This window comes from Curtobacterium sp. B18 (assembly GCF_000333375.1).
Classification (GTDB): Bacteria; Actinomycetota; Actinomycetes; order Actinomycetales; family Microbacteriaceae; genus Curtobacterium.
Genome location: NZ_BACZ01000665.1, coordinates 1 through 7,943, shown reverse-complemented (window position 1 = coordinate 7,943; position 7,943 = coordinate 1). Strand labels below are relative to the sequence as shown.

The following is a 7,943-nucleotide window of genomic DNA, read 5'->3' as shown; positions in this document are numbered from 1 at the left end:
TGCCGATCCTGTCGACCGTGTTCGCCGTCGTCTCGGTGGTCGGCGGGATCCTGCTCGCCCTCGGCGGAGGCCTGCCCATCAGCCCGTACGTCACGACCATCTCGTTCGTGATCTGGGTGGTCTGCCGGATCGTCGGCGGACGCAAGGACAAGCGCGGACGCGACCGGATCGTGCGCCGCGACCAGCGTGACGGGGGCGCACCGCGCCTCCGGGCCGACGACGCGGACCCCCTGTCCGCCGCCGGCCGGAAGGAAGGAGCGACCGCATGAACGCCGTGCAGAAGCCGAAGCGGAACACGTGGCAGCGCGAGGCGGTGCGCACCGCACTGTCGAGCACCGAGGGGTTCGTCAGCGCGCAGGCGCTGCACCAGCACCTGCGGGACGACGGCTCCACCATCGGACTCGCCACCGTCTACCGGGCGCTCTCCGACCTGGCGACCGAGGGGGACGCGGACTCGCTGCAGCAGGACGGTGAGTCGCTGTACCGCGCGTGCACGACCGACGCGCACCACCACCACCTGATCTGCCGGAACTGCGGCCGCACGGTCGAGATCGAGGCGGACCCGGTGGAGCGGTGGGCGCAGGAGGTCGCGGCGGCCAACGGGTTCACGAACGCCAGCCACGTGGTGGACATCTTCGGGGAGTGCGCCGTGTGCACGGCGGCGCGCACCACGGCGAACGCCGGCGAGTAGCGTCCGCGTCATGCACGTGATCCTGGTGCCCGGCTTCTGGCTCGACGCGAGCGCCTGGGACGAGGTGGCCCCGGTGCTCCGAGCAGCGGGACACTCGGTCGAGGCGGTCACCCGCGACGGCGACACGCTCGACGAGCAGGTGGCCGCCCTGGTCGAGCTGCTCGACGACGTCGCCACGCCGGACGAGCCCGTGGTCCTGGCGGGGCACTCCGGCGCCGGGCCGATCGCGTACATGGCCGCCGATCGCCGCCCGTCGCTCGTCGCGCACCTGCTCTACGTCGACACCTTCCCGGGGCCCGAGGGCGGCTGCGTCAACGACGAGCTGCCCGTGGTGGACGGCGTCGTGCCGCTGCCCTCGTGGGACGTCTGGGAGCCGGCGACCGTGCGCGGCATGACGCCGGAACTGCGCGCGGCCTTCGAGCACCGGGCGATCCCCGAGCCCGCCGCGGTGCCGTCCGACCGCTTCCACTACGCCGACGCCGCGCGGCACACGATCCCGGCGACGGTGATCACGTGCGAGATCCCGGCGGCCGACCTCGCGACGATGGTGGCGGACCACCAGGCCTGGGCGGCGGAGCTCGTGGCGACCGAGGAGCTCTCGATCCTCGGGCTCGAGACGGGGCACTGGCCGATGTTCACGGCGCCGCGGGAGCTCGGCGAGCTCATGGTGCAGGCGCTGGCCCCGCGGCCGACCGAGGCGCCGTAGCGCGGGCGCCCGCGCCCGCGCCCGCGCCCGCCCGCCCGCGCCCGCGTGCCGCGCCGCGCGCGCCCGCCCCCGTCCCGCTCACTTGGTGAGCAGAAGGTGTCGGCTGGCCGACCGTGATCCGACCATTCCTGCTCACGAACGCGCCCGCCGGGGGTGGGGCGTGCCTCCAGGCCGACCCTCGCAGCTGCGGCGGTTTGCGACACGCCCGGTCGTCGCGTACTGTTGACCCTTGGTTCTCCGCGTCCGCGTGGCGAACCCAGTTGTTCCAAGCCCTCAGACCGTCGCGAACGCCGCGGTCGCGCGGTGTCAACGGCCCCTTCGACAGGGACCGCAGGCCTGGGCGGTGCGCACAACCCCCTCGTTCCGTCGCCTCGCGACCGAGCGCGTGCGCGCCAGGCAAGTGAACTTGGGTGCGGCCGTCCGGTCGCACGGTACCTCAGGAGGAAACCATGGCAGCAGTGTGCCAGGTGACCGGAGCCACCCCCGGCTTCGGACACAACATCTCGCACTCGCACCGCCGGACGAAGCGTCGCTTCGACCCGAACGTGCAGAAGAAGACGTACTACGTGCCCTCGCTTCGTCGTAACGTCACGCTCACGCTCAGCGCGAAGGGCATCAAGGTGATCGACGCACGCGGCATCGAGTCCGTGGTCAAGGATCTCCTCGCCCGTGGGGAGAAGATCTGATGGCCAAGAAGGGTCAGGACGTTCGTCCGATCATCAAGCTCCGCTCGACGGCGGGCACCGGGTTCACCTACGTGACCAAGAAGAACCGTCGCAACAACCCGGACCGTCTCGTGCTCAAGAAGTACGACCCGGTGATCCGCAAGCACGTCGACTTCCGTGAGGAGCGCTAAGCATGGCGAAGAAGAGCAAGATCGCGAAGAACAACCAGCGCGCCGAGATCATCGCGCGCTACGCCGAGCGTCGTCTCGAGCTGAAGAAGGCCCTCGTGGACCCGAACGGCACCGACGAGTCGCGTGAGGCCGCTCGCGTCGGTCTGCAGAAGCTCCCGCGCGACGCGTCGCCGGTCCGCTACCGCAACCGCGACGCCATCGACGGTCGCCCCCGTGGCCACCTCGGTGAGTTCGGCATCAGCCGTGTCCGCTTCCGCGACATGGCCCACCGTGGCGAGCTGCCGGGCATCACGAAGAGCTCCTGGTAAGCACCTGCTTCCGCGAACGCCCCGACACCCGTGTGGTGGCGGGGCGTTCGCCGTTCCCGGGTCGTTTCGGGGGACATCTTCGTCACATCGGTCACATTCGCCCCGTCAGGAGCCCGACAACCCCGGAAATCCGGGCGAGTCGGCAGATTTCGCCTCGGGTGGCTGGTACGTTCGACTCCGGTTCCGCAGGGTCTCACGCCCGCCGGCACCGTGGCACGGAGCACCCGCTCCGGGCGCCGGACGAGAAGTCGTCCGACCGATACTGCAAGAAGTCCGAGGAGGACATCCATGGCTGACAAGTCCCTGAACCGCACCGAGCTCGTCGCTGCCGTCGCCGCTGAGTCCGGCCAGAGCCAGGCCACCGTCAACGGCGTCGTCGACGCGCTCTTCTCCGTCGTCTCCGGCTCGGTCGCCGACGGCACCAAGGTCACGATCCCCGGCTGGATCGCCTTCGAGAAGACCCACCGCGCCGCCCGCACCGGCCGCAACCCGCAGACGGGCGAGGCCATCGAGATCGCCGCGAGCGACTCGGTCAAGGTCAGCGCCGGCTCGAAGCTCAAGGCTGCCGTCAAGTAAGACCGCTCCGCGAACGGAAGGGACGACTCCGGTCGTCCCTTTCGTCGTTCCCGGGGTCCTCCTCCACAGCCAGGAGGCGCGGATCGCCGCCCACAGGTCGGCTCGCTCGATTCCGTGGCCGGGTCGGCCAGCGCCTAGGCTTGACGGGTGGATCGGATCGCGCGCATCGCCGGCCCCGGCGTGCTGCTGCTCGTCGGGTTCGTGTCCCTCCTCGTCGCGCTGGTCGTCGGGGGCGGGGCGAACGCCGCGCTCATCGCCGATCCCGGTGCCGTCGTGCGGTTCGGGCTGCCGATCGCCCGCATGGTCGTGGACCTCGCCGCCGCCGCCACGATCGGTGGCCTCGCGCTCGCGACCGTCGGGTTGTCCCGCACGGCGCCCGAGTGGAACCGGGCGATCGACGTCGCCGCCGGTGCCGCGGGCGTCTGGACGGTGGCCGCCGCCGTCTCGACCTTCTTCACGTTCCTCAGCGTCGCCGGCTCGACGATCAGCATCGACGAGCAGTTCGGGCAGTCGATGGGGGTGTTCCTCACCGGGACCGAGCTCGGCCTCGCCTGGCTCGTCACGGTCCTCGTCGCGGCGGCGGTCACGGTGCTCTGCTTCGCCGTGCGCGCACGGGGCATGGTCGCCCTCACCGCGGGCGTCGCCATGATCGGCCTGCTCCCGCTCGCCCAGCAGGGGCACGCTGCCGGGACCGCGAGCCACGACGCCGCGGTGACCGCCCTGGGCCTCCACCTCGTCGGTGCCGCGCTCTGGGTGGGCGGTCTCGTCATGCTCGCGCTGCTGCGTCCCGTGATCGACGGGGACCGTCTGCCGGTCGTCGTCGGCCGGTACTCGAGCATCGCGCTCGGGTGCTTCGTGCTCGTGGCCGTCTCCGGTGTGGCGACCGCGCAGATCCGCGTCGGGGTGCTCGCGAACCTGTTCACCCCCTACGGGGTGCTGGTGCTCGTCAAGATCGCGGCCATCGTCGCGATCGGGGTCTTCGGCGCCGTGCAGCGTCAGCGGACGATCCGCTCCCTCGTCGCCGCACCCGGACGTCGCGGTCCGTTCTGGCTCCTCGTCGTCGCCGAGCTCGCCGTCATGGGCGTCGCCAGCGGGTTCGCCGCTGCGCTCGGCCGGACCGCGACCCCGGTCGACCAGGTCGCCCTGAGCAAGACCACGAACCCGTCGCCGGCCGAGCTGCTCACCGACGACCCCCTGCCGCACGCACCGGGTGCCTGGGGGTGGCTGACGGCGTGGAACATCGACCTGTTCTGGCTGATGGCGGCCGTGCTGCTCGCCGCGGCGTACGCGGCCGGCGTCGTCCGCCTGCGTCGAGCGGGCGTGCGCTGGCCGGTCCGCCGGACCGTCGCGGCGGGCATCGCGATCGTCGCGCTCGTCGTCGCGACGTCCGGTGCGCTCCACACCTACGACCGCTTCCTCGTGTCCGCGAACGTCGGCTCGCACGTGCTGCTCGGGCTCGTCGTGCCGGCGCTCGTCTGGGCGGCCGCGCCGGTGCAGCTCATCCGCCGGGCCGTGCACCCACGTGACGACGACAGCACGGGTGTCCGCGAGTGGACCGGGGTCCTCGTCGACAACCCGGCGGTGCGGTACCTCGTGCAGCCCTTCCCGGCGTTCCTGTTCCTCGCCGCCGCGTGGTGGGCGTTCTTCGCGACCGACGCGCTCCGGTGGTCGATCAGCGACCCGACGGGGCGGACCGTGATCGACGTCGGGTTCCTGCTCGTGGGGCTCCTCGCCGTGCCCACCCTCCTCACGCCGGTCGCCGCCGGGGCGCGGGCGGCGTCGCCGTCGGCGCTCGCGGTCCGGATCGCCGGGGCGGTCGTGGTGGCCGCCGGGCTCGTCTCGCTCGGCATCGCGATGCGCGGACCGCTCGGGCTCCTGCAGGCGTCCTGGTTCGGTGCGATGGGGCGCACGTGGGGGCCGGATCCGCTCGTCGACCAGGCCCGCGCCGGCACGGTGCTCGTGGTCGCCGGCATCGCGGTCGTCGTGACCGTCGTCGCCGTCGGACTCGTCCGTGTGCGAACGGGCCAGCGGGGCGCGACCGCCGACTCCACGCGCACCGTCGGTCCGGGTGACCCGGTGTCGGCGCGATGAGCGTCGAGCTCAGCGCCGAGCAGCGCGCCGTCTTCGAGTACATCGAGCACACCCGCGACCACGTGTTCATCACCGGTCGGGCGGGCACCGGTAAGTCGACGCTGCTGAACCACCTGTCGTGGAACACCGAGAAGCAGGTCGTCATCTGCGCGCCGACCGGGGTCGCCGCGCTGAACGTCGGCGGCCAGACGATCCACTCGCTCTTCCGGCTGCCGATCGGGCTCATCGCCGACGCCGACCTCCGGCAGGGGCCGGACACCCGCAAGCTCCTCAACACGATCGACACCCTCGTGATCGACGAGGTCTCGATGGTGAACGCCGACCTGCTCGACGCGATGGACCGGTCGCTGCGGAAGGCCCGCGGGCGCCAGTTCGAGGCGTTCGGCGGCGTGCAGGTCGTCATGTTCGGCGACCCGTACCAGCTGCCGCCGGTGCCGGGCGACGGCGACGAGCGCGCGTACTTCACCGACCACTACCGTTCGATGTGGTTCTTCGACGCCAAGGTGTGGCTCGAGGCCGAGCTCCACATCGTCGAGCTCGCGACGGTGCACCGGCAGCGCGACGACGCCTTCGCCGCGATGCTGACCGCCGTCCGCCACGGGCGCGTGACGGCCGACGTGGCCGGGCAGCTCAACGCCGCGGGTGCACGGACCGTCCCGGACGACGCCATCACCCTGGCGACCCGGAACGACACCGTGGCGCGCATCAACAAGGCCGCGCTCGACCGGCTGCCCGGCAAGGTGCGGACGGCACGCGCCGACGTGAACGGGGACTTCGGCGGCCGGAACTTCCCCGCCGACGAAGCCCTCGAGCTGAAGCCCGGCGCGCACGTGATGTTCCTCCGGAACGACCCCGACCAGCGGTGGGTGAACGGGACCCTCGGCGTCGTGCAGACGATCCGCGACACGGTGTGGGTCGACGTCGACGGGGAGTCGTTCGAGGTCCAGCCGTCGGTCTGGGAGAAGTTCAAGTACTCGTACGACCCCGACAAGAAGGAACTCAAGAAGGACACCGTGGGGGAGTTCCAGCAGTTCCCGCTGCGCCTCGCCTGGGCGGTGACCATCCACAAGTCGCAGGGCAGCACCTACGACCGCGCGGTGGTCGACCTCGGCAACCGGGTCTTCAGCGCCGGCCAGACGTACGTCGCGCTGTCGCGGCTGACGTCGCTCGAGGGCCTGTACCTCACCCGGCCGCTGCGGCCGCAGGACATCATCGTGGACCTCGACGTCCGGCGCTTCATGTCCGAGGCGCCCCGGGTCGTGGCGACGGAGCTCGAGGCGGCCCCGGCCCCCGACGACGCCGACTGACCCCCGGTCCGGCGCGACGCGACGCGGCGTGGCCCGGCCCGGGCCGGCACTGTACGGTCCGGCGTGCCGCGGCCCGATGCGGCCCGGCCCGGCCTGCGCCGCCGTCCGGACGACGCATCGGCCGCGCCCCGGACGCACGACGCCCCGCCGGCCACGACGGGCGGGCGGGGCGTCCAGGACGCGAGGGTCAGCCCCGGGCGGCGGCCCGGAGTGCGCGGAGGTTCTCCTTGTCGGCGCCGAACGCCGTGAGCAGGAGGACCACGCCGACGATCGCGTGGAAGACGTTGTCCGTGGTGTTGAGTGCGAACACGTTCGCCGAGGTGTTCACGAACACGAAGCCGTACACCGCGAGCACGACGAGCACGACGCCCACCAGGACGTTCGCGTTGCGCGACCCGACGGTGTTGCCGAGCCCGACGATGAGCAGCACGGCGGCGAGCAGCACCCACAGGAGCGCGAGCGGCGGGTTCACCCCGAACGCGTTCCAGAGCATGCCGCCCTTGCGGCTGAAGAAGCCCGGGTCGCCGTCGGCGGCGAAGAAGAACCCGAGGATGCCCCAGACGAAGAGCAACGCCCCCACGGTGAGCGCGAGACCGCGGTTCGGGGAAGCGGTGATGCTCGGTTCCTTGATGGCCACTTCGGTTTCCTCCTCGTACGCAACCGGCGTCGTGTCCGCCGGTCCGGCGATGCGCGCCGGTGCGTTCGACCGCGCGCGACCGGTCGACACGTTCCCGGATCCGAAGGTCGCTGCCCCGCGGTTCCCAGGCTCCGACCGGCGTCCCAACGGTATCGTGTCGGACCCCGACCGTCCGAATCGCACGCGCGTGACCAGGCGTGCGACGACACCGACGACCAGCACCCCGAGGAGGACCAGCCCGGTGACCCGAACGCCCGAACGCAGCGCACCCGAGTCGCGTGGACCGAGCGTCTCACGGAGGGTGCGGTGGGGACTGTTGTCGGCTCTGGGGTTCGTGATCGTGCCTCTCGTCTACGCGGTGGCGGTGTTGACGCCGGTGGGGCAGCGGGTCGAGGACGCCGCACTCGGCGGGGTCCGGGAATCCGACCTGTTCTCGTCGGACACTGCCCTGAACGTCATCTCGGTACCGGTGATCCTGTTGCTCGTGGTCGTGATCGCCGCCGTCGCACTCGCCCGGCGCCGGCTCGCGGTGGGGCTCGGAGCCGGTGTCGTCGTGCTCGCCTCGGCAGCCACCTCGACGCTCGTCAAGCGTATCGCCGAGCGCCCGGAGATCGCCGAGTCCACGACGCCGAACTCGTTCCCGTCCGGCCACGCCACCATCGCCCTCTGCGCACTCTTCGGCGTCCTGATGGTCACCCCGCGTCGGTTCGGCCCGCTCGCCGTGGTCGTGGGCGCCGCCTACGCGGTGTTCGTCGCGAACCAGACGGTCGT

The 7,943-nt window shown here is 71.8% G+C and carries 9 protein-coding genes and 2 pseudogenes; 10 read left to right on the top strand and 1 reads right to left on the bottom strand.

The window, feature by feature from the left end; genetic code table 11:
* The 9 genes and pseudogenes from I5E_RS26600 to I5E_RS17860 form a co-directional block, all read left to right on the top strand.
* Positions 1 to 269 (top strand): annotated as a pseudogene (locus tag I5E_RS26600) (metal ABC transporter permease); the annotation flags it as partial.
* Positions 266 to 691: a Fur family transcriptional regulator gene (locus I5E_RS17895; protein WP_022908195.1), complete on the top strand. Its 426-nt coding sequence runs from the start codon at positions 266 to 268 to the stop codon at positions 689 to 691. The pseudogene I5E_RS26600 and the gene I5E_RS17895, both read left to right, overlap by 4 nt.
* A 10-nt stretch (positions 692 to 701) precedes the next feature.
* Positions 702 to 1,397: an alpha/beta fold hydrolase gene (locus I5E_RS17890; protein WP_022908194.1), complete on the top strand. Its 696-nt coding sequence runs from the start codon at positions 702 to 704 to the stop codon at positions 1,395 to 1,397.
* Between the two features lie 449 nt (positions 1,398 to 1,846).
* Positions 1,847 to 2,083 carry a 50S ribosomal protein L28 gene (gene rpmB, locus I5E_RS17885; RefSeq protein WP_022903747.1) on the top strand — a complete coding sequence of 79 codons (237 nt, stop codon included), beginning with the start codon at positions 1,847 to 1,849 and terminating at the stop codon, positions 2,081 to 2,083.
* Entirely contained in the window at positions 2,083 to 2,253 is a 171-nt protein-coding gene (gene rpmG / locus I5E_RS17880) for a 50S ribosomal protein L33 (RefSeq protein ID WP_022908193.1), read from the top strand. The genes rpmB and rpmG overlap by 1 nt, the downstream gene beginning before the upstream one ends.
* A gap of 2 nt (positions 2,254 to 2,255) precedes the next feature.
* The gene (gene rpsN, locus I5E_RS17875; RefSeq protein WP_022908192.1) at positions 2,256 to 2,561 is read left to right on the top strand and encodes a 30S ribosomal protein S14; all 306 of its coding nucleotides are present in this window, start codon (positions 2,256 to 2,258) and stop codon (positions 2,559 to 2,561) included.
* Between the two features lie 288 nt (positions 2,562 to 2,849).
* Positions 2,850 to 3,137 carry an HU family DNA-binding protein gene (locus I5E_RS17870; RefSeq protein ID WP_022908191.1) on the top strand — a complete coding sequence of 96 codons (288 nt, stop codon included), beginning with the start codon at positions 2,850 to 2,852 and terminating at the stop codon, positions 3,135 to 3,137.
* 147 nt (positions 3,138 to 3,284) lie between these two features.
* On the top strand, positions 3,285 to 5,228 hold the full coding sequence (locus I5E_RS17865; RefSeq protein ID WP_022908190.1) for a cytochrome c oxidase assembly protein: 1,944 nt from the start codon (positions 3,285 to 3,287) through the stop codon (positions 5,226 to 5,228).
* Positions 5,225 to 6,535 (top strand): ATP-dependent DNA helicase, encoded by a 1,311-nt coding sequence (locus I5E_RS17860; RefSeq protein ID WP_022908189.1) that lies wholly within the window; start codon positions 5,225 to 5,227, stop codon positions 6,533 to 6,535. The genes I5E_RS17865 and I5E_RS17860 overlap by 4 nt, the downstream gene beginning before the upstream one ends.
* Positions 6,536 to 6,722: 187 nt before the next feature.
* On the opposite strand, the gene I5E_RS25740 is transcribed toward I5E_RS17860, so the two are convergent.
* The gene (locus I5E_RS25740; RefSeq protein WP_187290541.1) at positions 6,723 to 7,172 is read right to left on the bottom strand and encodes a DUF4383 domain-containing protein; all 450 of its coding nucleotides are present in this window, start codon (positions 7,170 to 7,172) and stop codon (positions 6,723 to 6,725) included.
* Positions 7,173 to 7,506: 334 nt separating this feature from the next.
* Between I5E_RS25740 and I5E_RS17850 the strand changes: the two are divergent.
* Positions 7,507 to 7,943: pseudogene (locus I5E_RS17850) on the top strand (hypothetical protein); the annotation flags it as partial.

Bases quoted from the DNA above. Each gene is read 5' to 3' on its own strand.
- rpsN (WP_022908192.1), top strand. From the start codon at position 2,256: ATGGCGAAGAAGAGCAAGATCGCGAAGAACAACCAGCGCGCCGAGATC.
- rpmB (WP_022903747.1), top strand. From the start codon at position 1,847: ATGGCAGCAGTGTGCCAGGTGACCGGAGCCACCCCCGGCTTCGGACAC.
- I5E_RS17890 (WP_022908194.1), top strand. From the start codon at position 702: ATGCACGTGATCCTGGTGCCCGGCTTCTGGCTCGACGCGAGCGCCTGG.
- I5E_RS17860 (WP_022908189.1), top strand. From the start codon at position 5,225: ATGAGCGTCGAGCTCAGCGCCGAGCAGCGCGCCGTCTTCGAGTACATC.
- I5E_RS17870 (WP_022908191.1), top strand. From the start codon at position 2,850: ATGGCTGACAAGTCCCTGAACCGCACCGAGCTCGTCGCTGCCGTCGCC.
- rpmG (WP_022908193.1), top strand. From the start codon at position 2,083: ATGGCCAAGAAGGGTCAGGACGTTCGTCCGATCATCAAGCTCCGCTCG.
- I5E_RS17895 (WP_022908195.1), top strand. From the start codon at position 266: ATGAACGCCGTGCAGAAGCCGAAGCGGAACACGTGGCAGCGCGAGGCG.